A 26,364-nucleotide genomic window follows, 5' to 3' on the forward strand; every position below is an offset into this window, starting at 1 on the left:
CGGGCGCGCCCGCGCGCCCGTGTCGCTGCACCGGACGCGCCGGGGCGCCGACCTAGCGTCCGCCGCGTGGACCGCCGGGGCTTCCTCCTCCTGCTCGCCACCGGACTCGCCGGTGCCGCCGTGGGCCGCGGTGCCGCCGCGATGGACCTCGGCGCCCCCGATCCGGTCGCCCCGCCGCCGCCCGCGCCGGCCACCCCCACCGGCCCGGGCGGCCTGGTCGCCGTCCCCGCCCCCCTCGGCGTGGTCGACCGGCTGCCCGGCGAGGGCAACCGGATCGCCCTGACCATCGACGACGGCAGCAACGGCGAGGTGGTCGCGGCGCTGGTCGCCCTCGCTCGCGAGACCGACACCCGGCTGACCTTCTTCCCCAACGGCAGCTACCGCACCTGGGGGGACAACGCCCGCGACCTCTGGCCGCTGATCGAGTCCGGCCAGGTCGCCTTCGGCAACCACACCTGGTCGCACCCGGACGTCACCACCCTGTCCGACGCCGAGGTGGCCGAGGAGCTGCGCCGCAACCAGGACTTCATGCGCCGCACCCTCGGCGTGACCGCCACGCCGTTCTGGCGGCCGCCGTTCGGCTCGCACGACGAGCGCACCGACGCGATCGCCGCCGACCTCGGCCACCCCACCACGGTGATGTGGAACGGCACCTTCGACGACGGCCGGGCGATCGGCGCCGAGGAGCTCATGGCCGCCGCGCAGCAGTGGTTCGCCGCCCAGGCGGTCATCGTCGGCCACGCCAACCAGCCGGCCCTCACCACCGTGCTCGACCAGCTGCTCGCGCTCGTCGAGTCCCGGCAGCTGCAGACGGTGACCCTCGCCGACGTCTGGTCATCCCCGTCCTGACCGCTCCTGCGCCTCCCACGCGGAAGGCGGGCCGCTCCCGACCTGCGCGCCCGGGCGGTGTCGGCGAGAGTGGCGGGAACGGATCGTGATCACGGCCCGCCGGCCGAGTCCGGCGGGTCGAGGACGGAGGAACGGGTGGCAGGGGAGCTCAAGGGCCGCGTGGCGCTGGTCACCGGCGGGGCCAGCGGGCTGGGCCGGGCGACGTGCGTGTCGCTGGCCGAGGCCGGCGCGCACGTCGTCGTCGCGGACATCGACGCCGACGGCAGCGAGCACACCCGCGCGCTGGTGGCCGACGCCGGGGGCAGCGCCGACGTCGTCGCGCTCGACGTGACCGACGACGCCAGCCGCCGCGCGGTGGTGGGCCGGCTCTTCGAGCAGCACGGCGACGCCTTCGACGTCCTGGTCAACGTGGCCGGCATCGACCGGCCCGGCTACGTCACCGACATCGACCTCGACGACTACCGCCGCGTGATGGCGGTCAACTGCGAGGGGCCGATCTTCCTCACCAGCGAGTTCATGAAGCGGGTCCAGCACCTGCCCGAGGGCCGCAGCGCCGACGTCGTCCACATCGTGTCGCTGTCGGCGATCACCTCGGGCAGCGGCGCGATCGCCTACAACGGCTCCAAGGCCGGCTTCCTCAACGCCACCCGCTGCATCCAGCGCGAGCTGCGGGAGAAGGCCGTGACGCAGGCCGACGGCAGCGAGCGGCCCTTCCCGTGCCGCGTGCAGAGCGTCATCCCGGCCGCCATGGACACCCCGATGATGGAGCAGTGGGGCATCCCCGGGCACCTGATGATGCCGCCCTCGGCGGTGGCCGACACCGTCCGCACGCTGCTGCTGCTGCACCCCGCGGCGTTCGTGCCGGAGATGCAGATCGTGCCGCGTCTCGAGCCCGGCTTCCCCCGCTGAGAGGCCCGCGATGACCGATCCCGACCTCCCCGACAGCGGCATGGCCTCCGGCTCGGACTCGGGCCAGCCGGGCGAGCACCTGGGCGCCGGCGACCTGCGCCCCGACGAGGAGCGCCTGCTCGCCGAGCTCGAGCGCGGTGTCGACGACGCCGCGCCGGCCGGCAGCGAGGCCGAGGTGCGCGCCGCCGAGGACGAGGCACCGCTGCCCGAGGAGGGCGGCCCCCAGGGCGACGGCCTCGAGGCGAGGTTCTCCGACCCGGGGTCCTCCGACCCGGGGTCCTCCGACCCGGAGTGACGGAGCCGGCTCAGCCGAGCAGGCGGACGGCGACCAGCGCGACGTCGTCCTCGGCGCCGTCGGGGACCATCCGCGCCAGCACCTCGTCGCACACCTCGGCGACCGGGCGCCCGCGCAGCTCGGCGAGGGCCTGGCCGAGCCGGGCGACGCCGTCGTCGAAGCCCTCGGCGCGGCGCTCGACGAGACCGTCGGTGTAGAGCAGGACGGTCGAGCCGCGCTCGAGCACCACCTCGGCGTCGGCGCGCACCGCCTCCGGGGTCACGCCGAGCAGCAGGCCGGGCCGGCCGCCGGTGAGCGCGGTGCCCGTGCCGTCGGGACCGACGACCAGCGGGGGCAGGTGCCCGGCGCTGGCCCAGCGCAGGCGGGTGAGCCCGGCGGCGCGCTCGTCGCCGGTCTGCTCCAGCCGGCCGACCAGCACGGTGGCCAGGGCGCCGAGGCCCAGCCCGTCGATCGCCGCGTCGAGCCGGGCGAGCACCTGCGCGGGGCTCTGGCCGCTGTCGTAGGCGATCCCCCGCAGCAGCCCGCGCAGCTGCGCCATGCACGCGGCGGCCTGCACGTCGTGGCCGACGACGTCGCCGATGACCAGCATCGTCGAGCCGTCGGGCTGGACGAAGACGTCGTACCAGTCGCCGCCGACCTGGGCCTCCCGGGTGGCGGGCACGTAGCGCACCGCCATCTCCAGGGACTCCGACGCGGGCGGGTCGGTGAGCAGGCTGCGCTGCAGCGTCTCGGCGGCGCGGACGATGCTGCGGGAGCGGGCGTACAGGGCCTCGAGCAGGTTGCCGCGCAACTGCACCACCTCGGCACGCTCCTGCGCGGTCCACGGGTGGGAGCGCTCCCGGACGGTCTCCCGCCAGCGGTCGAAGCTCTTGCGCGGGCTGAGCCGGACGTGGTCGCCCTCGCGCTCGGCGAGGGCCTTGTTGTGCGGGTCGCCGCCCCAGTCGACGTGCCGCACGGCCTCGCGGCGGTGCCACAGCACGTGCTGGCCGTCGGGCAGCGGGATCACCAGCACGCCGCAGGCGACCTCGACCGGGATGCCGAGCTCCGGCGCCTCGCGCTGCAGGGCGTCGGTGGCCACGACGTCGCCGCCGCGGGCCGCGGCCCAGCCGACCAGCCGCTCGACGACGTCGGCGGGCAGCGCGGTGCCCCTGGTGCCGGTGCTGCCCTGCAGGCAGACGGTGACGCCGTCGGCGGGCAGGACGTCGAGGAGGCTGGTGCCGCCGAGCAGCGTGTCGGCCAGCGGGCGGTCCTCGTCGAGGGTGGCCGCGGTCAGCCAGGCCAGGGTGGAGCGGACCTGCAGCGCCCGGTGCACCTCGTCCTCGGCGGTGCGGTCGACCAGGCGCAGCGACAGCGTCGAGCCGAGGAACTCGGCGGCGGCGCGGGTGGCGAACGGGGGCTGGTGCGGCCCGGCGTAGTGGTGGCAGGCGATGAGCCCCCACAGCCGGTCGTCGCGCAGCAGCGAGATCGACATCGAGGCGCGCACGCCCATGTTCTGCAGGTACTCGACGTGGATGGGCGAGACGCTGCGCAGCGTCGAGTACGTCAGGTCCAGCGGGCTGCCGGTGGCCGGGTGGGCGACCGGCTGGATGCGGCTGGGCTCGTAGTCGACGTCGCTGATCAGCCGCAGCCAGTTCTTCTCGTACAGCGCCCGGGCCTGGGCCGGGACGTCCGAGGCGGGGTAGTGCAGGCCGAGGAAGGAGTTCAGCCCCTCCACCTTCGCCTCGGCGACGACCTCGCCGTTGTAGTCGGCGTCGTAGCGGTAGACCATCACGCGGTCGAAGCCGGTGAGGCTGCGGACCGCGCGGGCGGTGATGTCGTAGAGGTCCTGCAGCGACGAGGCCCGGTTGAGCTCGGTGACCGTGCTGCGCACCGCCTGGTAGGTGTTCGGGAAGGAGAACGGCCGCGGCCCGCGCGCCGGCTCCAGCTCCACGACGAGGTTGGTCACCGGCGGGTCGCCGTCGTCGGGCTGCCCGTGCCCGTCCCGGTGACCCGAGAGCACCGCGCGGTGCAGGATCGCGTCCACCGGCACCGGGGCGCCGTCGACGTCGAGGGTGACCTCCACCGGGTTGCGCTCGCGCAGGTCGCCGAAGGCGCTGGCCGAGCGGACCAGGGCCTCGGTCTGCGTCACCCCCAGCACGTCGGCCAGCGGGCGGCCGAGGGCGTCGGTCCAGACGACGCCGGTCAGCCCGGCCAGGTTCTCCGAGGCCTGGACGACGACGAGGTCGGGCTCGCTGACCGCCAGCAGCACCCCGCGCGGCTGGATGCTGCCCGGGACGTGGATCGGCTCCCGGGCGCAGTTCTCCAGGTCGACCGGCTCGCCCGGCGACAGCCACGCGACGTCCGCCCCGGCGGTGTCCGCCCCCGCGGTGGCGTCGACGTCGGTCACGCGTCCACCCGCTGGGCCCTCGCGGCGGGGGCGCACCAGTCGGCGAGGACGGCGAAGGTGGTGCGGGCCGCGGCGACCACCCGTCGGGCCTCGCCGCCGCCGTCGACGTGCGCGCGGGTGAAGCGGCGGAAGGCGGCCCACATCGCGCCGGTGTCCTCGCCGTAGGGGCTGAAGGCGCGCACCCGCGGGCCGCCGGCCAGCCCGGGCAGGGTGGCCAGGTGGCGGTCGATGAAGGTGCCGCCGAGGGTCGAGCCCTCCAGGACGTAGAGGCGGCCCAGCGCCTCGTCGGTGCCGTCGACGGCGGGCAGGTCGGGCCGGTCGTCGGCGGCCGAGCCGCCGAGGGCGGACAGGTCGGCGGCGTAGAGACCGGTGCGGCGGCGCCGGGGCCAGTCGAGGGCGGCGGCGTCGGCGCGGTGAGTCGCGGCCCAGTGGTCCAGCCCGGCCTCGGCCGCCGACCAGAAGGCGTGCAGCCGCGCGAGGACGCCGACCAGCCGGTCGCGGTCCAGCGCCGGGTCCATCAGGTCGAGGGTGGACTCGACCTGCTCGTGCTCGGCGGCGGTGGCCGTGCGCAGGTCCCGGAGGACGTCGGCGGCGCCGCCCGCGTCTCGAGGCAACGCCTCTCCTCCCGCAGCCATCAGTTCCCCGAGGGTAGGTCACCCCGGGGACGGCGTCGCGGCAGAACGGGTGCGATACGCAACAGTCCGGTCCGCCCTCAGCGGGGCGGCCGGTCCAGGATCAGGTCGGCGGCGCGGGCGAGGACCTGGGCCCGGGTGCGGTCGCCGTGGCCGGCGGCGAGGAAGTGCTCGCCGATCGCCACGCAGAAGGCCAGCAGGCTGCGCGCCTCGACCTCGTCGGGGTCGGTGCAGAACGTGCCGATCAGCTCGCGGAGCAACCCCATGCGCCGGTCGTCCACCCGGCGCAGGCGCGCGGCGACGGCCTCGTCCCGCCGGGCCCAGTCCCGGACCGCGAGGTCGATGGGCAGCAGCCGGTCGTCGGAGAAGGTGAGCACGCCCGCCCGTACTGCCCGGGTCCTCGGGTCGCCGCCCTCGCGCTCGACGCGGTCGAGCACCTCGTCGGTGGCCTCCCGCTCCCAGGTGTCGAGCATCGCCTCGAGCAGCGCGTTCCGGTCGGCGAAGGACCCGTAGAACCCGCCCTTGGTGACGCCGAGGTCCTTGGCCAGGGCCTCGACGCGCACGGCGTCGGGACCGCCGGCCGCCAGCGCCTGCAGCCCCTGCTCGACCCACCTCCGGCGCGTCGTGCGGATCGCGCCCACCGGTCCCCCTCGCCTGTATACGCCACCGTATACATCGGCTAGCCTCGTCTGTACGGGACCGTATACGAGGTGACGGGAGATCCGGCGATGAGCACCACTGTCCACAGCGACACGGGGGTCCTCCGGGGGGTGACCGCGTCCGCACGGGCGCTCGCTTCCCTGCCCGACATCGGCTACGCCGACCGGTGCACGCGGGTCACCGACGTGGCCGCGACCCCCGAGCAGTGGGCTCGGGCGATGTTCGGCGACGTCCCCAGTGCCGCGGAGCGGTTCCTCTGGCGCGGCCTGCTCGGGCTCCGTCTCGACCGGAGGTCCTCGCCGGACACCGTGGCGGGATGGCGGGTCGGCGGGCGGGGCGAGGACTGGATCCGCCTGGAGGCGGCCTCCCGGTCCCTGCGGGGCAACCTCATCGTCCGCACCGCCGGACGCCGGGTGTCGTTGACCACCTGCCTGCAGTACGACCGGTGGTGGGCCCGGGTCGTGTGGCCGCCGCTGTCCGCCGTCCACCGCTCCCTGGTGCCCGGGGTCCTCCGCGACGCCGACCGCAGGCTCCGGGCCCGCGGCTGAGTCCCGGGGCCGGCGCCGGACTCAGGGCAGCCGCGCCCGGCGCAGCGAGGCGTGCACGAGGAGCCGGGTGTCGCCGTCGGCCAGGTCCAGGCCGGTCAGCGCGGTGATGCGGCCCAGCCGGTAGTACAGCGTCTGGCGGTGGACCGACAGGACCGCCGACGTCCGGGCCACGCTGCCGGCTGCGTCCAGGTAGGCCTCGGCGGTGGCGGCCATGACCGGGTCGGCCAGCAGCGGCGCCACCGCCGGGTCGGGCGCCGGCAGCGCCGCCGCGACCCGCCAGCCGCCGAGCTCGGACCACCGGGCGACGGGCGCGAGCCCGGGCGCCACGGCCGCGACCCGGGCCGCGGTGTGCGCCTGCGCCCAGCGCGCGGCCAGGTCGGCGGGGCCGGCGGACGGCTCGGACACCCCGGCGGAGGCGCCCGGCAGCCGGGCCAGTGCCGCCGACGCGGTGGTCGCGGCCGGGCGCAGGTCGCCGGCGCGCGACAGCCGTACGAGGACGGCGACGGCCGGGTGCCCGTCGTCCACCACCGCCGCGGCCGGGGGCAGCCGCCACCCCTCCGGCAGGCCGCCCGGCGGCGGGCGCAGGGCCACGAGCGCCAGCGGGGTGTCCTCGCCGAGCCGGCCGGCCAGGGTGCGCACCGCCCGCTCGCGCGCGCCGCCGGTCCCGGTGAGCGCCGCGGCCAGGGCGTCGCCGACCCCGCCGTCGTCGTCCCGGCCGGCGAGCAGCCGCCCCGCGCGGGCGGCCAGGGCGGCGGCCGCGGCCAGTGCCGGGTCGGCGTCGTCGTCGGGGTCGGTGCGGCCGCCGTCGAGCAGCCAGAGGTAGCCGAGGGTGCGGCCGCCGGACCGCACCGGCAGGAGCAGGCGGGTGAGGATCCCGGCGGCGGGGTCGGCGGGCGTGCGCACCGGGCGCTCGGCGCGGGCGATCCCGAGGTCCTCGAACCAGCGGCGGGTGGCCGGGGTGGAGCCGCGGCCGAGGATCGAGCGGGTGCGGACGGCGTCCATCGCGGTCTCGCCGTCGTCCAGCGGGTGGGCGGCGAAGGCGAGGAGGGTGAAGTCGACGTCCTCGAGGGTGGCCGGGGCCCCGAGCAGCCGGGCGACCTCGTCCACCACGTCCTGCAGGTCGTCGCGCACCATACGACTGTATGAGAGCCGGTCGGGGGAGTCCGTACGTCCGTCTCTGGTGACCCGGGTCGCACGCTCCTAGCGTCTGGGGCAGCGACGACGACGGAGGTGGGCCGCGTGCTCTCCACGAAGACCCTGCTGCTGGGGGCCTCCCGCCGCCCCGCGCTGCGGCGCGTGCTGGTGGGCACCCCGCTCACCCGGCGGGTGGTCGAGCGGTTCGTGGCCGGCGAGACGCTGCCCGAGGCGCTGGCCGTCGTCGGGCGGCTGACCGGCGAGGGGATCGCGGTCACCCTCGACCACCTCGGCGAGGACGTGACCGATGCGGGCGAGGCGCGCGCCTCCCGGGACGCCTACCTGGCCCTGCTCGAGGCGCTGGGGCCGATGGACCTCGGCCCGCGCGCCGAGGTGTCGGTCAAGCTCTCCGCCTTCGGGCAGGCGCTGCCGGGCGGGGAGGACCTGTCGCTGGAGCTGGTCCGGCCGGTGGTCGAGTGCGCCGCGCGGATCGGCACCACGGTCACCCTCGACATGGAGGACTCCTCGACCGTCGACGCCACGCTCGCCGTCCTCGCCGAGCTGCGCCGGGAGCACCCGCAGACCGGCGCCGTGCTGCAGGCCGCGCTGCGCCGCACCGAGGACGACGTCGCCGCGCTGGCCACGCCCGGCTCGCGCGTGCGGCTGGTCAAGGGCGCCTACGACGAGCCGCCGTCGGTGGCCCACCAGGGCCGCCGGGACGTCGACGCCGCCTACGCCCGCTGCCTCGGCGTCCTCATGCGCGGGCCGGGGTACCCCATGGTGGGCAGCCACGACCCGGCGATGCTGGCGCTGGCCCAGCGGCTGGCCGCCGAGTACGGGCGCGCCGACGACTCGTGGGAGGTGCAGATGCTGCACGGCATCCGCGTCGACGAGCAGCGCCGGCTGGCCGCCGCCGGCACCCGCGTGCGGGCCTACGTCCCCTACGGCGCCGACTGGTACGGCTACTTCGTCCGCCGGCTGGCCGAGCGGCCGGCCAACCTCCGCTTCTTCCTCCGCGCCCTCGTCTCCCGCTGACCCCTCGCGGCGGAAATGGCCTTTTCTGCCGCCCCGCCCCGCCCCGCCCCAGGAGGACATCCCATGGACGCCGTCACCAACGTCCCCCCGCCGCGCAACGAGCCGGTGCTCGGCTACGCACCCGGGTCGCCGGAGCGCGCGGCCCTGCAGCAGCGGCTGACCGAGCTGGCCGCCGACCCGCTCGAGCTGACCGTCACCATCGGCGACAAGCAGCGGATGGCCGGCGGCGAGCGGTTCGACGTCGTCCAGCCGCACCGGCACGCCGCCGTCCTCGGGACCGCCGCGCACGCCACGCACGCCGACGCCGAGGAGGCCGTGGCCGCCGCCAAGGCCGCCGCACCGGCGTGGCGGGACCTGTCCTTCGACGACCGCGCCGCGGTGTTCCTGCGCGCGGCCGAGCTGCTGGCCGGACCGTGGCGGCAGACCCTGAACGCCGCCACCATGCTCGGCCAGTCCAAGACCGCCCAGCAGGCCGAGATCGACAGCGCCTGCGAGCTCGTCGACTTCTGGCGCTGGAACGTGCACTTCGCCCGCGAGATCGTCTCCGCCCAGCCGGTCTCCTCGCCGGGGGTGTGGAACCGCAGCGACCACCGCCCGCTCGAGGGCTTCGTCTACGCCGTCACGCCGTTCAACTTCACCGCGATCGCCGGCAACCTGCCCACCGCGCCGGCGCTCATGGGCAACACCGTGGTGTGGAAGCCGGCGCCCACGCAGCAGTTCGCCGCGCACTTCCTCATGCGGCTGCTGGAGGAGGCGGGGCTGCCCCCGGGCGTGGTCAACATGGTGACCGGCGACGGGATCGCCGTCTCCGACGTCGCGCTGGCCGACCGCGACCTCGCCGGCATCCACTTCACCGGGTCGACGGCGGTGTTCCAGCACCTGTGGCGCACGGTGGGGGAGAACATCTCCTCCTACCGCGGCTACCCGCGGATCGTCGGCGAGACCGGCGGCAAGGACTTCGTCGTCGCCCACCCCTCGGCCGACGTCGACGTGCTGCGCACCGCGCTGGTCCGCGGCGCGTTCGAGTTCCAGGGCCAGAAGTGCTCGGCGGCCTCGCGCGCCTACGTGCCGCGGTCGGTGTGGGCGCGGCTGCGCGACGACCTGGTCGGCGTCACCGAGTCGCTGTCGATGGGCGACGTCACCGACTTCTCGAACTTCATGGGCGCGGTGATCGACCGGAAGTCCTTCTCCAAGCTCTCCGGCGTCATCGACCGGGTGGACGACGACCCGGCGCTGTCGATCGTCGCCGGTGGCCGCGCCGACGACTCCGAGGGCTTCTTCGTGCGCCCGACGGTCATCGAGGGCACCGACCCCGAGCACGAGGTCTTCACCACCGAGTACTTCGGGCCGGTACTGGCCGTGCACGTCTACGACGACGCCGACTACGACGCGGTGCTCACCCAGATGGAGTCGTCGGCGCCGTACGCGCTCACCGGCGCGGTCATCGCCCAGGACCGTGCGGCGATCGCGCACGCGCAGCGCTTCCTGCGGTTCGCGGCGGGCAACTTCTACGTCAACGACAAGCCCACCGGCGCCGTCGTCGGCCAGCAGCCCTTCGGCGGCGGGCGCGCGTCGGGCACCAACGACAAGGCCGGCGCGGCGCAGAACCTGCAGCGCTGGACGTCGACCCGCTCGATCAAGGAGACGTTCGACCCGCCGACGGACCACCGCTACCCCCACATGGGCTGACCGGCGGGCCGGGGTGCCGGTCCGGACCCGGCCGGGGGCGCAGCGTGACGGCGTGCGGGCCGCGTACCCGGCCGGTGAGGCCCAGGGGGAGCGGCGGCCGCGGAGGCGTTGACGCCGACCGGGCCGGCGGGGACCGTGCCGTGCGGTCCTGTCCCCGGAGCGCAGGGCACGGAGCGCCAGGGCACCGGGCCGCCCCCGGCCCGACGCCGTGAGCGAGGAGTCCCGGCCATGACGCGCAGCCCACGGGACGGCGCGGCCCTGCAGCTGTCCGTCGATGGCCGCGTGTGGACCTTCGACGGTTCGCGACCGGTGGTGGTGGGCCGGGACCCGCGGTGCGACGTGCAACTGGCCGACGTGCTGGTCAGCCGCATGCACCTGGCGCTGCGGCACGAGGGGCGGGCCTGGGTCGTGCGCGACCTCGGGAGCAGCAACGGCACCGTCGTGGACGGGACGGCGCTCCCGGCCGGTACCGCGGACGGGGCCGTGGCCGTCGAGCGGCCGCTCGAGCCGGGGCCGGAGCACCGGGTGCAGGTGGGCGGGGACGGCGGCCCGGAGCTGCTCCTCCGGTACGCGGCCCCCGCCCGGCGCCCGGGAGCGACCGCCGCGCCGGCCGCGGAGCGGGCCGTCGTCATCGGCCGCGACGCGCGCTGCGACCTCGTCGTCGCCGACGACCCCATGGTGTCGCGCCGCCATGCCGCGATCGACGTCACCGGGCCCGGCACCGCCTCCGTCCGGGACCTGGGCAGCTCCAACGGCACGTACGTCAACGGCTCGCGGGTGTCGGGCGCCGCGGCCCTGACCGCCGGCGACGCGATCGGGGTCGGCAGCACGACGATCCGCTGGGACGGCCGTGCGGCCGTCCTCCCCGTCCGGCAGGCCGCGACCTTCAGCGCGCGGCACCTCGCCGTGGCCACCAGGAGCGGCAAGCGCCTCCTCGACGACGTCTCGTTCACGGTGCGCACGGGCCAGCTCGTGGCGGTCATCGGCCCCTCCGGCGCCGGCAAGTCCACGCTGCTCGGCGCGCTCACCGGCCTGCGCCCGGCCGGCATGGGACGCGTGACGTGGGACGGCCGGGACCTCTACGCGGAGTACGACCACCTGCGGCACCTGATCGGACTGGTGCCCCAGGACGACGTGCTGCACCGCCAGCTCACCGTCCGGCGGGCACTCGGCTTCGCCGCCCGCCTGCGGCTGCCGCAGGACACCAGCGCGGCCGACCGGGACGAGCGGGTGCGCCAGGTCCTCGCGGAGGTGGGACTGTCCGAGCAGATCGACCAGCGGATCGACTCCCTCTCCGGCGGTCAGCGCAAGCGCACGTCCATCGCGCTGGAGCTGCTCACCGCGCCGCAGCTGCTCTTCCTCGACGAACCCACCTCCGGCCTGGACCCGGGGCTCGACCGGCAGGTCATGGAGGGGCTGCGGGCGCTCGCCGACGGCGGCCGGGTCGTCCTGGTCGTCACCCACAGCGTGCTCGCCCTCGACCAGTGCGACCGCGTGCTGCTGCTCGCCGCCGGCGGCCGGGTCGCCTTCTACGGCCCACCGGAGCAGCTGCTCTCCTTCTTCGGGGTGCCCGACCACCCGGCGGTCTTCCGGGCGCTCGACGACCCCGGGTGGGTCAGCCGCTTCGCCGGGTCGTCGCTGCGCCGGGACTACGTGGGCTCGACGTCGATGGTGAGCGGGATGCCGCCGCCGGCCGGCGAGGCGCCCGCGCCGATGCGGCCGGCACCGGTCCGCCAGCTGGTCACGCTCGTCCGGCGCAACCTCGCCGTCGTGGCCGCCGACCGGCTGTTCCTGGCGCTGCTGGTCGGCATGCCGGTGCTCCTGGCGGCCATGGCGCACGCCTTCCCGGGGGAGGCCGGGCTGTCGGTGCGCGCGGCCGGCGGGGACCCCGCCGAGGCGCAGCAGCGGATCATCGTGCTGGTGGTGGGTGCGGCGCTGATGGGCACCGCGCTCGCGGTCCGGGAGTTCGTCGCGGAGCGCCCGATCTACCGCCGCGAGCACGCCGTGGGTCTCTCGCCCGCCGCCTACCTGGCCAGCAAGGTCGTCGTGGTGGGCGGGGCGGTCGCCCTGCAGTCGGTGGCGTTCACGCTGCTCGCCCTCGTCGGGCTGCCGGGCCCCGACGACCCGCGGGTGCTGCCCTGGGGCCGGGTCGAGATCGCGCTCGCGGCGGCCGCGGTGGGCGTGACGATGGCCATCGCCGCGCTGGCCGTCTCGGCGGTGGCGACCTCCACCGACCAGACGATGCCGGCGCTGGTCGCCCTGGTGATGGGCCAGCTGGTGTTCTGCGGCGGCCTGTTCCCGGTGGCCGGCCGGGCCGGTCTGGAGCAGTTCGCCTGGGTGCTGCCGGCCCGGGCCGGCTACGCCGCGATGGCCGCGACGTCCCAGCTGCAGCCGCTGTCCGGTCCCCAACCGGATCCGCTGTTCACGCCCACCGCGACCCGCTGGGCGCTGGACATGGGCGTGCTCGCCGCCCAGGCGACGGTGCTCCTGCTCCTGACCGCCTGGGCGCTGGCCCGGTCGGTGGCGCGCTCGGCCGGCCCGCGCTGACCCGCCCGAGGGCCGGCGCTCACCACGGCCGCGGCCAGTGCACCCGGCCGTCGTCCCCGAGCACCGCGCCCTCCGACGGGCGGTGCGCGGGGAGGCTGCCGTCGGGCATCAGGTGGGCCACCGGCACGCCGCGGGCCAGGACGGCGACGTCGGCGACGATCCGCCTGTGGCAGCGCCACCACACGCTCTCGCTGCACGTCACCGCCACCGTCGACGCGGCCGCCTCGGCCAGCACCTCGTCGAGCGCGGCCGCGAACTCCGCCGTCCGGGTGTGCGCGGCGTAGGCGGCGAACTGCGCGACGGTCCACCAGCCGTCGGTCACCGGCTCGCCCGGGGGGAGGCGGCGGCGCCCGCCGAGCCGCTCCTCCCAGCGGTAGCCGATCCCGGCGGCGGGCAGCCAGTCGGCGAGCGCCTCGCGCCGGACGTCGGGGTTGCCGCGGCTGCCCGGGAACCGGCGGACGTCGACCACCAGGTCCACCGCGGCACCGCGCAGCCGGGCGGTCAGCGCGGTGCGGTCCTCGGGCCCGTGGCCCACGGTGAGCAGCACGGGCGCCCCCTACCCGGCACGCGGCACCGGGACCGCCCGCGGAGTGCGGGCGGTCCCGGCGCCGGCAGGTCAGCGCAGGTGGACCTCGAGGTCGACGACGTCGCTGTCGGGCCGGAAGGTGCCGACCACCTCCCCGCCGGCCCCGGCGTAGCGGCCGGTCCCGCCGGTGACCGCCCAGGTGAACCCGGTGGGTCCCGCGGCGGGGTCCTCGTCGGCGACGCCCTGGGTGGTGATCTGGCCGCGCGGCAGGGTCAACGTGGCCGTGCAGGCGACGAGCAGCCGGCTCTCGGACAGGGCGGCGATGGTGCAGCTGCCGGTGCTCGTACCGATCGTCTCGCCGTCGCGCTGCAGGTCGTCGACGAAGACCTGGACGTCGCCGGTGCTCGGGCCGGGCTCGCCGAGGTCGAGGTCGGTGGTGCGGTCCGGCACGGCGACGGTCGTCAGGCGCAGCGTGGGATCGGCGGCCGCGGTCGGGACCACGGCCAGGGCGGTGCCGGCGCCGGCGAGCAGGACGGCGGCGGCGAGGGCGGTGCGGTGGGTACGGGACACGGTGGGCTCCTCCTCGGGACGTGGGGTCAGCCGGCGAGGGCCAGCCAGACGGCGGCGGCGACCGTGAGGACGGCGACGGCGAGGGCCGCGGCGGCGGCAGCGGGGAACCGGCCGAGCCGGCGCCGGGTGTCGACGGCGAGCCCCGCGGCGCCGCCGGCGAGGACGGCCGGGAGCCCGGTCCAGAAGACGAGGACCGTGACGGCGCCCAGCACGGCGAGCAGCAGCGCCCGCACGGCGGTGCGCCCGGGTGCGGCGGCCCGGGCCCGGCCGGCCACGAGCCCCACGCCGACGACCCCCACCGCGATGAACGCGACGAGCAGCGCGAGGGCGCCCCAGCCGCCGTTGCCGCCGAAGTCCACGCCCCACTCGCCCGGACCGGACTCCCGGGGCGTCTCGACGTACTGGCCCACGAGGCTGCAGGCCAGCCCCAGTCCGGCGCCGGTGACGGTCGCGGCGTCCGGCGCCACAGGCGGACGGGTGGTGGTCGTCGACGTGGTGGTCATGGCGGGTCCTCCTCCGGTCGGGCCGGCCGTGGCGGCCGGACGGGACGACCGTGGCCGCCTCCCACGACCCGCCGGATGGGCCGCGTGACCCGGTGGACCCGGGAGGACCTCCCGGGTCCACCGGGACGCGGGAGCCCCACCCGGGACGTCGTCGACGACACACTGACGCCGTGGGCAGGCGCTCCCTGGCGACCGGTGCCGCGGTCGCGGCGACGCTGCTGTGCGCCCTCGCCGTCGGCCTGTCGGCGTGGGCGGCCCCCCGTGTGCCCGAGGCGGGCTTCTCCGCCCTCGCCGGTGCCTACGCCGTCGTGTGCGCGGCCACCGGCGTGCTGTTGGTCCACCTCCGCCCGCGCAACGCGATCGGCTGGCTGCTGGTCGCCACCGGCCTGCTGCAGGCGCTGAGCCTCGGGGGGAACGCCTACGGCGGCTACGGCGTGGCCGTTGCCGATCCGGACTGGCCGCTGGCCTCCTGGGTCGCCGCGGGCACGTCCATGGTCTGGCTGGCCGCTGTCCTGGTGCCGGCCACCGTGCTCGTCGCGTTCTACCCGACCGGTCGGCTCCCGGCGCGCTGGTGGAGGTGGCCGGTCGCCGCGGTCTCGGGAGGTCTCGCCGTCGTCACGGTCCTCACCGGCCTGACGCAGGAGGCCTTCGACGACGTCGCCCCCGGGCCGGCACCGCTGGACCTCTCCGGTGGCTGGGCGACGGCCGTCACCCTCGCGGCCGTCGTGGTGCTCATCGCGGGCGCCGCGACCATCTGGACCGCCACGGTCGTGCGGCTGGTGCGCGCCGGCTCGCCCGAGCGTCAGCAGCTGGCCTGGCTGGTCTGTGTCGTCCTCCCGCTGGTGCTCGTCGTCTTCGCCCTCGGGAGCTCGGCCCTCGCCTGGCTCTTCGCGCCGCTCGTGCTCATGGTCCCGGGGGCCGTCCTCGTCGGCGTCGTCCGCTACCGCCTGCTGGGCATCGTGGTCAGCCGGGCGCTGGTGTACGCGGCGCTGACGGCCGCCGTCGTCGGGCTGTACCTGGTCGTGGCGGCGGTCGCCGCGGCCGCCCTCGGCCGCACGCTGTCGCCGGTGACCGGGGCCGTGACGGCCGCGCTGCTCGCGATGGCCCTCGGCCCGGCCCGGTCCCGCCTGCAGGCGGCGGCCGACCGCTTCGTCCACGGGCGGCGGCGCGACCCGGTGACGGCGGTGACCGAGCTCGGCGACCGCGTGGCCCGCGCCGGCGAGTCCGACCTGCTGCCCGCCGTCCTCGGGACGGTCGCCGCGGCGCTGCGCGCACCGGCCGCCCGCATCGGGCCCCCGGGACGGCCGGTGTCCTCCGGCGGGGGAGCGGCCGTCCCGCTGCGGGTCGGGGGCCGGCACCTCGGCGACCTGTGCGTGACCGAGCGCGCCCCCGGGGAGCCGTTCACGGCGGGGGACCGGCGGCTGCTCGCGGCGCTGGCCCCCCAGGTGGCCGCCGTCGTCCGGGCACTCGAGCTGACCCGTTCCCTGGAGCGCGAGCGCGACCGGGTCCTCATCGCCACGCACGCGGAGCGGGACCGCATCCGTCGCGACCTGCACGACGGGCTGGGACCGTCCCTGGCCGGCATCGGCCTCGGCGTGCAGGCGGTGCAGGCCCGGCTCGGGACGGCGGTCGACCCGCCGACGGGGGCGCTGCTGGCGCGGGTGCGGGAGGAGGTCGACGGCGCGGTCGGCGAGGTCCGCCGGATCCTCGACGGCCTGCGGCCGGCGCCGCTGGACGACGTGGGCTTCGTGGCCGCGGTGCAGCGGCACGCCGAGGCGCTGGCCCCGTCGGTGCCCGTGCGGGTCACCGTCGAGCCGCTGCCGTCGCTGCCGCCCGACGTCGAGACGGCGGCCTACCGGATCGCGCAGGAGGCGCTGACCAACGTGGCCCGGCACTCCGGTGCCCGCTGCGCCGAGGTGGGCCTGCGCGCGCGGGACGGCCGGCTCGAGGTGGCGGTGGTCGACGACGGCACGGGCTTCGCGGCGGCCGCCGGCGATCCCCGGCCCGCCGGCGTCGGGCTGGCCTCGATGCGGACGCGCGCGCGGGCGGTGGGCGGGGAGCTGACCGTGACCAGCGGCCCCGGGGGCACCCGCGTCGTCGCCGGCCTGCCCCTGGAGGCCGGCAGGTGACGGTCCGCGTGGTGATCGCCGACGACCACCCGATGTACCGGTACGGCCTGCGGTCGGTGCTCGACACCTCGCCGGAGGTCGAGGTGGTGGGGGAGGCGGAGGACGGCGCCGCGCTGCTCGCCCTCGTCGCCCGGACCGCGCCGGACGTCGTCCTCACCGACCTGTCGATGCCGCGGCTGCCGGGGACCGCCGCCATCGACGAGCTGACCCGCCGCCGGCCGGGGCTGGGCATCCTGGTGCTCACCATGCACGAGGACGACGCCTCCCTCTTCGGCGCCCTCCGTGCCGGTGCGCGCGGCTACCTGCTCAAGGGCGCCGACCACGACGAGATCGTCCGGGCCGTGCTCGCGGTCGCCGGCGGGGACGCCGTCTACGGCGGAGCGGTGGCCCGGAGGGTCGTGGACGCGCTGACGGGGCAGGCGGCCCGGCCGCCGGCGTTCCCCGAACTGACCGGCCGGGAGCGGGAGGTGCTCGAACTGCTCGCCGCCGGCCTGCCCACCGGCCAGATCGCCCGCCGGCTCGCGCTCTCGGACAAGACGGTGCGCAACCACGTCTCCGCCGTCCTGACCAAGCTCCAGGTCCCCGACCGCGCCGCCGCGGTCGCCCGCGCCCGCGACGCGGGCATCGGCCGGCCCTGACCCCGGGGGCCCACCCGCCTCCGCGATCCGGTGCACCGGCAGCCATGCTGGACGGCCGGGCGAGGACGCCTGCGGAGGGGAGCGGTGTGACCAGGGGGACGACGACGCGGCGGGACCCGCTGTGGCGGCTGCCGGCGATGCGGTCGCTGGTGGGCGCGACCGGGCTCGGGTTCGTGGGCTACTGCCTGACGCTGGCCTCGCTCCCCGCGTACGCGGTCGCGAACGGCGCCTCGCCCGACACCGCGGGCGTCATCACCGCCGTGTTCCTGCTGGTCACCGTCGCCGGCCAGTCGGTCGTCCCCGCCCTGACCGCACGGTTCGGTCTCGGGCCGGTGCTCGCCGCCGGGCTGCTCGCCCTCGGTGCGCCGTCCCCGCTGTACGTCCTGGGCGACGGCGTGCTCTGGCTGTCGGCGGTCTCGGCCGTGCGCGGCGTCGGGTTCGCGGTGCTGACCGTCCTCGGGGCGGTGCTCGCCGCGCAGGTGGCACCACCGGAGCGCCGCGGGGAGTCGATCGGCCTCTACGGGCTGGCCATCGCCGTCCCCAACCTGCTCGCCGTGCCCGCCGGCGTGGCGCTGGTGCTCGACGGGCACGCCGGGTGGCTCGCGTGGCTGTCCGCCGCGCCGGTGCTCGCCCTGCCCCTGGTGCCGCAGCTGGCGCGCACCGTTCACTGGGAGGGGGCGGCCGGCGGCTCCTCCCGCGAGGCGGTGCGGGCCGCGCTGGCACCGTCGGGGGTCCTGCTGCTGGTCACCCTCGCCGGTGGCGGCCTGATGACCTTCCTGCCCATCGAGCGCCCCGACGGCGCCCTGGCGACGGCCGCGCTGCTCCTGTTCGGCGTCACCGGCGCGCTCACCCGCTGGCGGGCCGGCCTGCTGGCCGACCGGCTCGGCACCCGGCGGCTGCTGCCGGCCGCGCTGGCCGTGGGGGCGGCCGGGCTGGCCGTCGTCGCGCTGGGTCTGGGCACGGCCGACGCCGTGGTGCTGGCCGGTGCGGCGGTCTTCGGCGCCGGCTACGGGGCGGTGCAGAACCTGACGCTGGTCACCGCCTTCGCCCGCGCCGGGGAGGGCGGGTCGACGGCGGCCAGCGCCATGTGGAACGCCTCGTTCGACACGGGCACCGCGATCGGCGCGCTGGCCCTCGGGCTGGTCGCGGCCGGCGTCGGCCTGCCGTGGACCTACGTGCTCGTCGCCGGCCTGCTGCTCGTGGGGCTGCCGCTGGCGCGGGTGGCGACCCGCCCGGCCTGAGCGGTCAGCGCAGCACGGAGGTCAGCAGCAGGCTCGTCTGGCTGTTGATCACCCCGGGCACCGACCGGATCCGGTTGAGCAGCCGGTCGAACTCCACGAGGTCGGTCGTGCGGTGCTCGGCGACGAGGTCCCAGGCGCCGTTGGTGGAGTGCATCGACCCGATCTCGGGGAAGCCGCGCAGCCGGCGGATGACGTCGTCGGTGGACCGGCCCTCGACCTCGATGAGCGAGAGCGCCCGCACGCCCCCGGCCGCGGACTCGTCGCGTACCCGCGCGGTGAACCCGACGATGACGTCCTCGGCCACGAGCCGGTCGAGGTGGCTGGTCACCGTGGCCCGCGTGACCCCCAGCCGGCGGGCCAGCCCGGCCACCGGGGCGCGGCCGTCCTCGCGCAGCGCCGCGAGGAGTCTGCGATCGAGGTCGCTGAGGTCGGCCATGCGCGGAACGTACAGGTGATCACCGCAGGATGGGCGATCCCTGCACACAACGCGGGCTCTTCGCTCATTGTGTGTACAGATCGCCCATCACTAGCGTTTCCCCATGACGCTGTTCGTCGACGTGCGCAACATGGTCCGCTGGACCGCCGAGACCGGGCCCGAGCGGATCATCGCCGGGATGTCCGGGTACATCGAGGACGACTTCCGGCGGTGGGAGTCCTTCGACAAGATCGCCCGGATCGGCAGTCACACCCCCTTCGGTGTCATCGAGCTGATGCCCACCAGCGACGGCGAGACCTACGCCTTCAAGTACGTCAACGGGCACCCCGGCAACCCGGCGCGCGGCTTCCAGACGGTGAGTGCCTTCGGTGCGCTGGCCGACGTCTCCACCGGCTACCCGGTCTTCCTCGCCGAGATGACCCTGCTGACCGCGCTGCGCACGGCGGCCACCTCGGCGATGGTCGCCCGCCACCTCGCCCGGCCGGACTCCCGGCGCCTGGCGCTCGTCGGCGCCGGCAGCCAGTCGGAGTTCCAGGCGCTGGGCATGCGTGCGGCCCTGGGCATCGGCGAGGTGTCGGTCTGGGACACCGACCCGGCGGCCATGGCCAAACTGGCCCGCAACCTCGAGCCGCTGGGCTTCGACGTGCACCTGGCCGCATCCGGCCGCGAGGCGGTGCGCGGCGCCGACGTCGTCACCACCTGCACGGCCGACAAGGCCCGCGCCACCGTGCTGTCGGCCGACTGGATCGAGCCGGGGATGCACGTCAACGCGATCGGCGGGGACTGCCCGGGCAAGACCGAGCTCGACCCCTCGATCCTGCTGCGCGAGGACGTCGAGGTCTTCGTGGAGTTCCCGCCGCAGACCCGCATCGAGGGCGAGATCCAGGCCATGCCGGCGGACTTCCCGGTCACCGAACTCTGGCAGGTCGTCGCGGGCCGCGCGCCCGGCCGCACCTCGCCGTCGCAGGTCACCGTCTTCGACTCGGTCGGCTTCGCGGTCGAGGACCTCTCGGCGCTGCGCTACGTGCGCGACGCCGTCCGCGGCACCCCGTGGGCCGACGACGTCGACCTCGTGGCCGAGCCCGACGACCCCAAGGACCTCTTCGGCATGGTGTCGGCGCTCTCGCCCATCCCGTCCTGACCCGTCCGGCTCAGCCGGGGATGCGGTCGGCGGCCGCCTTCTGCGCGCGCAGCAGGAGCAGTTCCTCGGCCGAGCGGCGCAGCCACACGCGCATCGCGGCGGGGTCGTCGCGGGCGGCGTCGCGGACGGTGCCCAGGTTCGTCTGCCGGGTGTTGGCCTGCGCCCGCTGGGCCGGCGGGAGCGCGCGGGACTCGCTGCGGGCCCGCGAGGTGAGCGCGGCACCCACGTAGACGAGGTCGCGCACCTCGTCGACGCCGGCGAGGACGGCGTCGGCGCCGGGGCCGTCACCGGCCTCGAGCCGGGCCAGGACCCGGTCGGCGCGCTCGCGGCCGAGGGCAGTGGGGTCGGCAGCGGTGGGGTCGGGGGAGGTCACCCCTCCACTGTGCCCGCCCGCCACGGCGGCCGACCGGGGGGAGGCACAGGAAGCTCTCCCCACGTCCCGGGGCCCCGGACCTGGGGAGAGCTTCCTGTGCCTCAGCAGCTCAGGCGTCGCGACGGCGGAACGTCACCGCGGCGACCGCGAGGACGACGGCGACCTCGGCGGCGAAGACGGCGAACCCGGGCCACGGGTCGAGCAGCATCGGGTTGAACGACTCCGGCGTGGCGATCCGCGACCCGGCGTTGCCCGGCATCAGCTTGGTCAGCCACTCGCCGAGGGAGCCGGGCAGCAGCATCACCAGGTTGCCGACCAGGAACACCAGCGCGAGCACCACCGACACCGCAGCCGCGGTGGAGCGCAGCAGCAGCCCGACGGCCATCGCCAGCAGTCCGAGCCCGGCCATGTACAGGCCGCTGCCGAGCAGCGAGCGCAGCATCCCGTCGTCGCCCAGGGACAGGCCGATGCCCTCCGCGGACAGGAAGGCGTTGCCGCCCAGCCAGCCGAGGACGGCGGTGACGACGCCGGTGACGAACAGCGTGCCGGTCAGCACCAGCGCCTTGGCGGTGAGCACGGTGCCGCGGCGCGGCGTGGCGGCCAGCGTGGCGCGGATCATCCCGGTGCCGTACTCGGCGGTCACGGTGAGCGCGCCGAGCACCACGGCGGTCACCTGGGCGAACAGCAACCCCCAGGTGATGAACGCGCCGACCGGCTCGCCCTCCTGCCCGGTCGCCAGGCTCGGGGCCACCAGCGCGCACACCAGGGTCGTCAGCCCGGCGCCGAGCGCGACCATCGCGGCCACCGACCAGCCGGTCGAGCGCACCGTCCAGAGCTTGATCCACTCGGCGTGCAGGGCCTGGGGCAGGCCGGCGCTGCCGGCGGCGGGGAGCGCGGTGCGCGGCGCGGCCAGTGCGGGAGCGGTCACCGGGTCACCTCGGCGGGACGGGCGGCGGCGAACTCGACGCTGCCGGCGGTCAGGGTCATGAAGGCGTCCTCGAGGGAGGACCGGACGAGGCCGAGCTCGTGCAGCACGAGGCCGGCGCCCGCGGCGAGCTCGCCGGTGGCGGCGGCGTCGACGCCCTGCACGCGCAGCTCGTCGCCGTCGCGGGTGACGTCGGCGCCGGAGCGCCGCAGCAGCTCGGCGAGCTCCGCGGGCTGCGGGGTGCGCACGCGGACGTGGGAGGCGGCGTGCTCGGCGATGAAGTCGGCGGTCGGGAGGTCGGCGAGCACCCGGCCGCGGCCGATGACGACCAGGTGGTCGGCGGTCAGCGCCATCTCGGCCATGAGGTGGCTGGACACCAGCACCGTGCGGCCCTCGGCGGCGAGGTCGCGGGCCAGGGTGCGCACCCAGCGGATGCCCTCGGGGTCCAGGCCGTTGACCGGCTCGTCGAGGACGACGACCGGCGGGTCGCCGAGCAGCGCGGCCGCGATGCCCAGCCGCTGGCCCATGCCGAGGGAGAACCGGCCGACCCGCTGGCCGGCCACCGCCTCCAGGCCGACCAGCCCGAGCACCTCGTCGACGCGGGACGCGGGGATGCCGTTGGACGCGGCCATCCAGCGCAGGTGGGCCCAGGCGGTGCGGCCGGGGTGCAGCGCGCGGGCCTCGAGCAGCGCGCCGACCGCGCGCAGCGGAGCCGGGCAGTCGAGGTAGCGGATGCCGTCGACGGTGACCGTCCCCTCGGTGGGCCGGTCCAGGCCGATGACCATCCGCATCGTCGTCGACTTCCCGGCGCCGTTGGGGCCGAGGAAGCCGGTGACCCGGCCGGGCCGGACGGTGAAGGAGACGCGGTCGACGGCGACCCGGTCGCCGTAGCGCTTGGTGAGCCCGCTGGCGACGATCACCGGGTCACCGCCGGGATGGGGGAGAGCGAGGGGGTCATGCCGCGAAGGCTCCCGGCAGCACGGTCCCCGGCACATCCGGGAGGACCCCCGACCCGACCCTGGACCGACCCCCACCCGGCCCCCGGGGATCGCCCGGGTCAGGCGCTCCGGGCGAGGTCGGCGCCGAGCAGCCGGCGCAGCGCGACCGCCGCGCTGCGTCCGGCCCGGTTGGCGCCGATGGTGCTGGCGCTGGGCCCGTAGCCGACCAGCTGCAGCCGCGGCTCGTCGACGGCGGTGGTGCCGTCGAGCGGGATGACGCCGTCGCGGGTGCGCAGCCGCAGCGGGGCCAGGTGGCCGACCGCCGCGCGGAACCCGGTGGCCCACAGGACCACGTCGGCGGGCACGGACCGGCCGTCGTCCCAGGCCACGCCGTCGGGGGTCATCCGGTCGAACACCGGCAGCCGGGTGAGGACGCCGTCGTCGAGGGCCCGGCGCACCCACGGGGTGACCACCAGGCCCGTCACCCCGACGACGCTGCCGGGCATGCGGCCGGCGCGGACGGCGGCCTCGACCCGCGCCACCGCCTCCCGGCCCTGCTGCTCACCGAAGGGGCCCTCGCGCCAGACCGGCGGGCGGCGGGTCACCCAGGTGGTGCGCGCGACGGGGGCGATCTCGCCGAGCAGCTGCACCGCCGACGCGCCACCGCCGACGACCACCACCGACAGGCCGGCGAACTCCGCCGCGCCGCGGTAGCCCACGGTGTGCAGCTGACGGCCGCGGAAGGTCTCCTGGCCCGGGTGGTGCGGCACGAAGGGGCGGGTCCAGGTGCCGGTGGCGTTGACGACGCCGCGCGCCCGCCAGGCTCCCCGGTCCGTCTCGACGAGGAAGCGCCCGTCGCCGGGGCGGCGGACCGCGGACACCCGCACCGGCCGCTGCACCGGAAGCGAGAACCGCCGCTCGTACTCGGCGAAGTAGGCCGGCACCGCCTCCGCCGCCGGCAGGTCCTCCGAGGCCGGCGCGAACGGCAGGCCGGGCAGCTCGTGCACCCGGTGCGTCGTCGCGAGGGTGAGCGAGGGCCAGCGGTGCTGCCAGGCCCCGCCCGGCGCGGCGTCGCCGTCGAGGACGACGAAGCCGCTGCCGGGCGCGAACCCCTGCCGGGCCAGGTGGTACCCGGCGGACAGGCCGGCCTGGCCCGCGCCGATCACCACGACGTCGACGTCCCGCGGGCTGCTCACACCCGCGGGAACGCCGCCGGGCCCGCCGGGCTTCCGCCCGTCAGCCGAGCGTGAGCCGGTCGAGCTCCGCGCCGGTCAGGGGCACCGACGCCGGGTCGTACCCGAACCGGACGACCACGGCGCCCGGGCGGGCCTCGACCAGCCAGGCGACGAGCGGCTCGCCGTCGGCCGGCGTGTAGGTCCAGCGCTCGGCGAGCAGGGCCAGCCCGCGGGTGCGCAGGAAGGACACCGCCTCCTCGCGGGTGGGGAGGGTCCGCAGCGGCGCGCCGAACACGGCGTGCGCGGTCCACCCGTCGCGGTCGGCGGCAGCGGTCAGGTGGCCGACGAGCTCGCCGTCCTCCGGACGGTGCACCGGCTCGAGCACGGGGGTCGTGGTCATGCACCCGACGCTACGGACGGGGTCGAGCGGTTTCCGGCCTCCGGGCGGCGGGCACGGCTGCGGGGACGCCGGGCTCCAGGGCCCGGCACGACGACGGAGAGGGGCGCCCCGTGCGCGCGATGGTCTACCGAGGCCCGTACAAGATCCGGGTGGAGGACAAGGACGTACCGGCGATCGAGCACCCGAACGACGCGATCGTCCGGGTGACGCTGGCCGCCATCTGCGGCTCCGACCTGCACCTCTACCACGGGCTCATGCCGGACACCCGGATCGGCCACACGTTCGGCCACGAGTTCATCGGCGTGGTCGAGAAGGTCGGTCCCTCGGTGGAGGACCTGCAGGTCGGTGACCGGGTGATGGTGCCGTTCAACGTCTTCTGCGGGTCGTGCTGGTTCTGCGCCCGCGGCCTGTACTCCAACTGCCACAACGTCAACCCCAACGCGACGGCGGTCGGCGGCATCTACGGCTACTCGCACACCACCGGCGGCTACGACGGCGGCCAGTCCCAGTACGTCCGCGTCCCGTTCGCCGACGTCGGCCCGACGAAGATCCCCGACTGGATGCACGACGAGGACGCCGTCGTGCTGACCGACGCCGCCGCCACCGGGTACTTCGGCGCGCAGCTCGGCGAGATCGCCGAGGGGGACACGGTCGTCGTCCTCGGCGCCGGGCCGGTCGGCCTGATCGCCGCCCAGTCCTCCTGGCTGATGGGGGCCGGCCGGGTGATCGTCGTCGACCACCTGCAGGAGCGGCTGGAGAAGGCGCGGACCATGGCCCACGCCGAGACGCTCGACTACGACGAGTACGACGACGTCGTGGTCGAGATGAAGAAGCAGACCGACTACCTGGGCGCCGACGTCGTCATCGAGGCGGTGGGCGCGGAGGCCGACGGCAACTTTCTGCAGCAGGTCACCGGCACCAAGCTCAAGCTGCAGGGCGGCTCACCGGTGGCGCTCAACTGGGCCATCGACGGCGTCCGCAAGGGCGGCACCGTCTCGGTGGTGGGCGCCTACGGTCCGATCCCCAACGCGGTGAAGTTCGGCGACGCCCTGAACAAGGGGCTCACCCTGCGGATGAACCAGACGCCGGTGAAGCGCCAGTGGCCGCGGATGTTCGAGCACGTGCGCAACGGCCACCTGACCCCGCGCGAGGTGGTCACGCACCGCTTCCCGCTCGAGGACATCGCGGAGGCCTACCACGTGTTCTCCAGCAAGCTCGACGGCTGCATCAAGCCGCTGATCCTGCCCGACGCGGCCTGAGGGAGAGCGACGATGACCAGCACCGACGTGCCCGGCGACGTCCCGAGCGCCTACGTCCGGGACAAGCGCACGCCGCCGCCGAGCCGGGAGGAGCTGCGCGCCCGCATCCCCGGCTGGGGAGCCGACCTCGACCCGGCCGACCGGCCGTCGTACCCGCGGCTGCAGTACCCGGCCGACACCGGCGCGCGCTGGGACTTCCCGGTGCGGCAGCCGGGTAGCGAGGGCCGCGAGCGCTCGATCGAGCACGCCTTCGTCACCCCGGTGTTCGGCACCGCCCAGCCGCTCGCCGGCCTGTCCGGGGTGATCCGGCGCTACGCCTACGCCCGGTTCAGCGAGGGCCGGCTGGCGCACTGGATGCTGCTGGTGGTCGGTGACCGCGTCGACGCGTGGGAGCACCACCTGCGGTCGTTCGTCTCGCTGCGTCCCGACGTGCCGGCCACCGGGCTGCGGACCGAGTTCACCCGCGGCGCGGTGCGGTCGCGGCGCGGGCGTTCCGACGTCCGGCACCAGCTCCTCGACCCGGTCGTCGTCCTGGGGCCGTGGGTCGCCGGGGTCGGCGGCGCGGTCCTCGGCGTCCGGAAGCTGGTGCGCGCCGTCCGCGGCTGAAGGGGTCCGCGCCGTGACCCCGCTCGACGAGCTGCCCCGGATCGGGCGGCCGGCCACCCGGGCCCTGCAGCTGGCCGGCTACACCGGGCTGGGACAGCTGGCCGGCGTCCCGCGCGCGACGCTGGCCGCGCTGCACGGCGTGGGCCCCAAGGCGCTGCGCATCCTCGACGAGGCGCTCGCCGCCCACGGGCTCCGGCTCGGCTGACCGCGCGAGGACGAGTGCGGCCCCGGAGCGCCACTCTGCCGTCTCTCCACTCGTCCTCGACCCGCGCGTTCGACTGCCCGCAGGCTGCTGACCTGCCATCGAGATCGTGCAGACCGTGCACGGGCACCGGTCGGCCGCCACGACCCTCGATCTGTACGGCCACCTGCTCACCGACCAGATCGACGAGGTGGCCGACGCCATGGACGCGGCCCGCCAGGCCGGGCCGATCCGGTCCCACCACGCCGGCCATCGCCGGCCATCGCCGGCCATCGCCGGCCATCGCCGGCCATCGCCGTCCATCGCCGTCCTCGCTGACCGAGTGACGCACCCCAGCTGACCGTGCGGCGCAGCGTTCGTGCAGGGCTGCGGGGGTCGGCGGCATCGACGGCCCCGGCCGGCCCCATGCGCTGCGGGACGAGATCGCAGGCGTGCGCCTGCTGCACCGAGGGGCAGCGGCGGGTACGGAGCCGAGTACCGGAGATCGCCTGCGGCAGCGCCGGGGGACAGTCCCTCGGAAGGAGGGGGACCGGCGGTCCGGCTGACGGAACGACTCAAGAGCGCACGGGGTGCGCCGACACCAACGGCATGGGGCGATGGACCGAGGTCGGGCGACGG

The 26,364-nt window shown here is 76.3% G+C and carries 28 protein-coding genes; 15 read left to right on the top strand and 13 right to left on the bottom strand.

Going from position 1 to position 26,364, the window contains the following annotated elements; translation table 11 throughout:
- Positions 1-66 precede the first annotated feature (66 nt).
- The 3 genes from HLV61_RS01295 (at position 67) to HLV61_RS01305 (ending at position 2,053) form a co-directional block, all read left to right on the top strand.
- A complete protein-coding gene (locus tag HLV61_RS01295) occupies positions 67-849 on the top strand; it encodes a polysaccharide deacetylase family protein (RefSeq protein ID WP_369252184.1) in 783 nt (260 codons plus the stop codon).
- 135 nt (positions 850-984) lie between these two features.
- A complete protein-coding gene (locus HLV61_RS01300; RefSeq protein ID WP_369252186.1) occupies positions 985-1,758 on the top strand; it encodes an SDR family NAD(P)-dependent oxidoreductase in 774 nt (257 codons plus the stop codon).
- A gap of 10 nt (positions 1,759-1,768) precedes the next feature.
- Positions 1,769-2,053 carry a hypothetical protein gene (locus HLV61_RS01305; RefSeq protein ID WP_369252188.1) on the top strand — a complete coding sequence of 95 codons (285 nt, stop codon included), beginning with the start codon at positions 1,769-1,771 and terminating at the stop codon, positions 2,051-2,053.
- Between the two features lie 10 nt (positions 2,054-2,063).
- Here the strand turns inward: HLV61_RS01305 and HLV61_RS01310 are convergent, their stop codons facing one another.
- The 3 genes from HLV61_RS01310 to HLV61_RS01320 all read right to left on the bottom strand — a co-directional run bounded on the left by HLV61_RS01310 (position 2,064) and on the right by HLV61_RS01320 (position 5,712).
- Positions 2,064-4,439, bottom strand: a complete 2,376-nt coding sequence (locus HLV61_RS01310; protein WP_369252190.1) for a SpoIIE family protein phosphatase — start codon at positions 4,437-4,439, stop codon at positions 2,064-2,066.
- Positions 4,436-5,074, bottom strand: a complete 639-nt coding sequence (locus HLV61_RS01315) for a biliverdin-producing heme oxygenase (protein WP_369252192.1) — start codon at positions 5,072-5,074, stop codon at positions 4,436-4,438. Before HLV61_RS01315 ends, HLV61_RS01310 begins: the two co-directional genes overlap by 4 nt.
- A gap of 77 nt (positions 5,075-5,151) precedes the next feature.
- Complete coding sequence (locus HLV61_RS01320) at positions 5,152-5,712, bottom strand: TetR/AcrR family transcriptional regulator (RefSeq protein WP_369252194.1); 561 nt, start codon at positions 5,710-5,712, stop codon at positions 5,152-5,154.
- A gap of 87 nt (positions 5,713-5,799) precedes the next feature.
- On the opposite strand from HLV61_RS01320, the gene HLV61_RS01325 reads away from it, so the two are divergent.
- Complete coding sequence (locus HLV61_RS01325) at positions 5,800-6,279, top strand: hypothetical protein (protein ID WP_369252196.1); 480 nt, start codon at positions 5,800-5,802, stop codon at positions 6,277-6,279.
- 21 nt (positions 6,280-6,300) lie between these two features.
- On the opposite strand, the gene HLV61_RS01330 is transcribed toward HLV61_RS01325, so the two are convergent.
- On the bottom strand, positions 6,301-7,410 hold the full coding sequence (locus HLV61_RS01330; protein WP_369252198.1) for a PucR family transcriptional regulator: 1,110 nt from the start codon (positions 7,408-7,410) through the stop codon (positions 6,301-6,303).
- A 108-nt stretch (positions 7,411-7,518) separates the two neighbouring features.
- Between HLV61_RS01330 and HLV61_RS01335 the strand changes: the two genes are divergently transcribed.
- From HLV61_RS01335 to HLV61_RS01345, 3 genes are all read left to right on the top strand, one after another.
- Positions 7,519-8,448, top strand: a complete 930-nt coding sequence (locus HLV61_RS01335) for a proline dehydrogenase family protein (protein ID WP_369252200.1) — start codon at positions 7,519-7,521, stop codon at positions 8,446-8,448.
- 63 nt (positions 8,449-8,511) lie between these two features.
- Positions 8,512-10,137, top strand: coding sequence for an L-glutamate gamma-semialdehyde dehydrogenase (gene pruA / locus HLV61_RS01340; protein WP_369252201.1), 1,626 nt, complete (start codon positions 8,512-8,514; stop codon positions 10,135-10,137).
- A 228-nt stretch (positions 10,138-10,365) separates the two neighbouring features.
- Positions 10,366-12,684, top strand: a complete 2,319-nt coding sequence (locus tag HLV61_RS01345; RefSeq protein ID WP_369252203.1) for an FHA domain-containing protein — start codon at positions 10,366-10,368, stop codon at positions 12,682-12,684.
- A gap of 19 nt (positions 12,685-12,703) precedes the next feature.
- Here the strand turns inward: HLV61_RS01345 and HLV61_RS01350 are convergent, their stop codons facing one another.
- From HLV61_RS01350 to HLV61_RS01360, 3 genes are all read right to left on the bottom strand, one after another.
- On the bottom strand, positions 12,704-13,231 hold the full coding sequence (locus tag HLV61_RS01350; protein ID WP_369252205.1) for a DUF488 domain-containing protein: 528 nt from the start codon (positions 13,229-13,231) through the stop codon (positions 12,704-12,706).
- 69 nt (positions 13,232-13,300) lie between these two features.
- A complete protein-coding gene (locus HLV61_RS01355) occupies positions 13,301-13,780 on the bottom strand; it encodes an allene oxide cyclase barrel-like domain-containing protein (RefSeq protein WP_369252207.1) in 480 nt (159 codons plus the stop codon).
- A 26-nt stretch (positions 13,781-13,806) separates the two neighbouring features.
- On the bottom strand, positions 13,807-14,283 hold the full coding sequence (locus HLV61_RS01360) for a hypothetical protein (RefSeq protein ID WP_369252209.1): 477 nt from the start codon (positions 14,281-14,283) through the stop codon (positions 13,807-13,809).
- A gap of 170 nt (positions 14,284-14,453) precedes the next feature.
- On the opposite strand from HLV61_RS01360, the gene HLV61_RS01365 reads away from it, so the two are divergent.
- The 3 genes from HLV61_RS01365 to HLV61_RS01375 all read left to right on the top strand — a co-directional run bounded on the left by HLV61_RS01365 (position 14,454) and on the right by HLV61_RS01375 (position 18,291).
- Positions 14,454-16,412, top strand: coding sequence for a sensor histidine kinase (locus HLV61_RS01365; protein ID WP_369252211.1), 1,959 nt, complete (start codon positions 14,454-14,456; stop codon positions 16,410-16,412).
- Entirely contained in the window at positions 16,409-17,050 is a 642-nt protein-coding gene (locus tag HLV61_RS01370) for a response regulator (protein WP_369252213.1), read from the top strand. The genes HLV61_RS01365 and HLV61_RS01370 overlap by 4 nt, the downstream gene beginning before the upstream one ends.
- Positions 17,051-17,136: 86 nt before the next feature.
- Positions 17,137-18,291, top strand: a complete 1,155-nt coding sequence (locus HLV61_RS01375) for an MFS transporter (RefSeq protein WP_369252215.1) — start codon at positions 17,137-17,139, stop codon at positions 18,289-18,291.
- Between the two features lie 4 nt (positions 18,292-18,295).
- Here the strand turns inward: HLV61_RS01375 and HLV61_RS01380 are convergent, their stop codons facing one another.
- Positions 18,296-18,727, bottom strand: a complete 432-nt coding sequence (locus HLV61_RS01380) for an Lrp/AsnC family transcriptional regulator (RefSeq protein ID WP_369252217.1) — start codon at positions 18,725-18,727, stop codon at positions 18,296-18,298.
- Positions 18,728-18,830: 103 nt separating this feature from the next.
- Here HLV61_RS01380 and HLV61_RS01385 point away from each other — a divergent pair, with 103 nt between their 5' ends.
- The gene (locus HLV61_RS01385; RefSeq protein ID WP_369252219.1) at positions 18,831-19,868 is read left to right on the top strand and encodes an ornithine cyclodeaminase; all 1,038 of its coding nucleotides are present in this window, start codon (positions 18,831-18,833) and stop codon (positions 19,866-19,868) included.
- A 10-nt stretch (positions 19,869-19,878) separates the two neighbouring features.
- Here the strand turns inward: HLV61_RS01385 and HLV61_RS01390 are convergent, their stop codons facing one another.
- The 5 genes from HLV61_RS01390 to HLV61_RS01410 all read right to left on the bottom strand — a co-directional run bounded on the left by HLV61_RS01390 (position 19,879) and on the right by HLV61_RS01410 (position 23,679).
- A complete protein-coding gene (locus HLV61_RS01390; RefSeq protein ID WP_369252221.1) occupies positions 19,879-20,241 on the bottom strand; it encodes a hypothetical protein in 363 nt (120 codons plus the stop codon).
- A 109-nt stretch (positions 20,242-20,350) separates the two neighbouring features.
- Positions 20,351-21,169 carry an ABC transporter permease subunit gene (locus tag HLV61_RS01395; protein ID WP_369252222.1) on the bottom strand — a complete coding sequence of 273 codons (819 nt, stop codon included), beginning with the start codon at positions 21,167-21,169 and terminating at the stop codon, positions 20,351-20,353.
- Positions 21,166-22,086, bottom strand: coding sequence for an ABC transporter ATP-binding protein (locus tag HLV61_RS01400; RefSeq protein WP_369252224.1), 921 nt, complete (start codon positions 22,084-22,086; stop codon positions 21,166-21,168). Before HLV61_RS01400 ends, HLV61_RS01395 begins: the two co-directional genes overlap by 4 nt.
- Positions 22,087-22,223: 137 nt before the next feature.
- Positions 22,224-23,300, bottom strand: coding sequence for an NAD(P)-binding domain-containing protein (locus tag HLV61_RS01405; RefSeq protein WP_369252226.1), 1,077 nt, complete (start codon positions 23,298-23,300; stop codon positions 22,224-22,226).
- Positions 23,301-23,340: 40 nt separating this feature from the next.
- Complete coding sequence (locus tag HLV61_RS01410) at positions 23,341-23,679, bottom strand: hypothetical protein (RefSeq protein ID WP_369252228.1); 339 nt, start codon at positions 23,677-23,679, stop codon at positions 23,341-23,343.
- Positions 23,680-23,798: 119 nt separating this feature from the next.
- On the opposite strand from HLV61_RS01410, the gene HLV61_RS01415 reads away from it, so the two are divergent.
- From HLV61_RS01415 to HLV61_RS01430, 4 genes are all read left to right on the top strand, one after another.
- On the top strand, positions 23,799-24,938 hold the full coding sequence (locus tag HLV61_RS01415) for a zinc-dependent alcohol dehydrogenase (protein WP_369252966.1): 1,140 nt from the start codon (positions 23,799-23,801) through the stop codon (positions 24,936-24,938).
- A gap of 12 nt (positions 24,939-24,950) precedes the next feature.
- Complete coding sequence (locus HLV61_RS01420; protein WP_369252230.1) at positions 24,951-25,544, top strand: hypothetical protein; 594 nt, start codon at positions 24,951-24,953, stop codon at positions 25,542-25,544.
- Positions 25,545-25,557: 13 nt separating this feature from the next.
- Complete coding sequence (locus tag HLV61_RS01425; RefSeq protein WP_369252232.1) at positions 25,558-25,749, top strand: DNA-binding protein; 192 nt, start codon at positions 25,558-25,560, stop codon at positions 25,747-25,749.
- 106 nt (positions 25,750-25,855) lie between these two features.
- A complete protein-coding gene (locus HLV61_RS01430; protein ID WP_369252234.1) occupies positions 25,856-26,086 on the top strand; it encodes a hypothetical protein in 231 nt (76 codons plus the stop codon).
- The last annotated feature ends 278 nt before the right edge of the window (positions 26,087-26,364 follow it).

Origin of the sequence: Geodermatophilus amargosae (assembly GCF_041028265.1) — a bacterium.
GTDB classification, from domain to species: domain Bacteria; phylum Actinomycetota; class Actinomycetes; order Mycobacteriales; family Geodermatophilaceae; genus Geodermatophilus; species Geodermatophilus amargosae_A.

Coding starts and splice junctions, on each gene's coding strand:
- HLV61_RS01305 (WP_369252188.1), top strand. CDS start 1,769: ATGACCGATCCCGACCTCCCCGACAGCGGCATGGCCTCCGGCTCGGAC.
- HLV61_RS01315 (WP_369252192.1), bottom strand. CDS start 5,074: ATGGCTGCGGGAGGAGAGGCGTTGCCTCGAGACGCGGGCGGCGCCGCC.
- HLV61_RS01325 (WP_369252196.1), top strand. CDS start 5,800: ATGAGCACCACTGTCCACAGCGACACGGGGGTCCTCCGGGGGGTGACC.
- pruA (WP_369252201.1), top strand. CDS start 8,512: ATGGACGCCGTCACCAACGTCCCCCCGCCGCGCAACGAGCCGGTGCTC.
- HLV61_RS01345 (WP_369252203.1), top strand. CDS start 10,366: ATGACGCGCAGCCCACGGGACGGCGCGGCCCTGCAGCTGTCCGTCGAT.
- HLV61_RS01360 (WP_369252209.1), bottom strand. CDS start 14,283: ATGACCACCACGTCGACGACCACCACCCGTCCGCCTGTGGCGCCGGAC.
- HLV61_RS01380 (WP_369252217.1), bottom strand. CDS start 18,727: ATGGCCGACCTCAGCGACCTCGATCGCAGACTCCTCGCGGCGCTGCGC.
- HLV61_RS01385 (WP_369252219.1), top strand. CDS start 18,831: ATGACGCTGTTCGTCGACGTGCGCAACATGGTCCGCTGGACCGCCGAG.
- HLV61_RS01410 (WP_369252228.1), bottom strand. CDS start 23,679: ATGACCACGACCCCCGTGCTCGAGCCGGTGCACCGTCCGGAGGACGGC.
- HLV61_RS01415 (WP_369252966.1), top strand. CDS start 23,799: ATGGTCTACCGAGGCCCGTACAAGATCCGGGTGGAGGACAAGGACGTA.
- HLV61_RS01420 (WP_369252230.1), top strand. CDS start 24,951: ATGACCAGCACCGACGTGCCCGGCGACGTCCCGAGCGCCTACGTCCGG.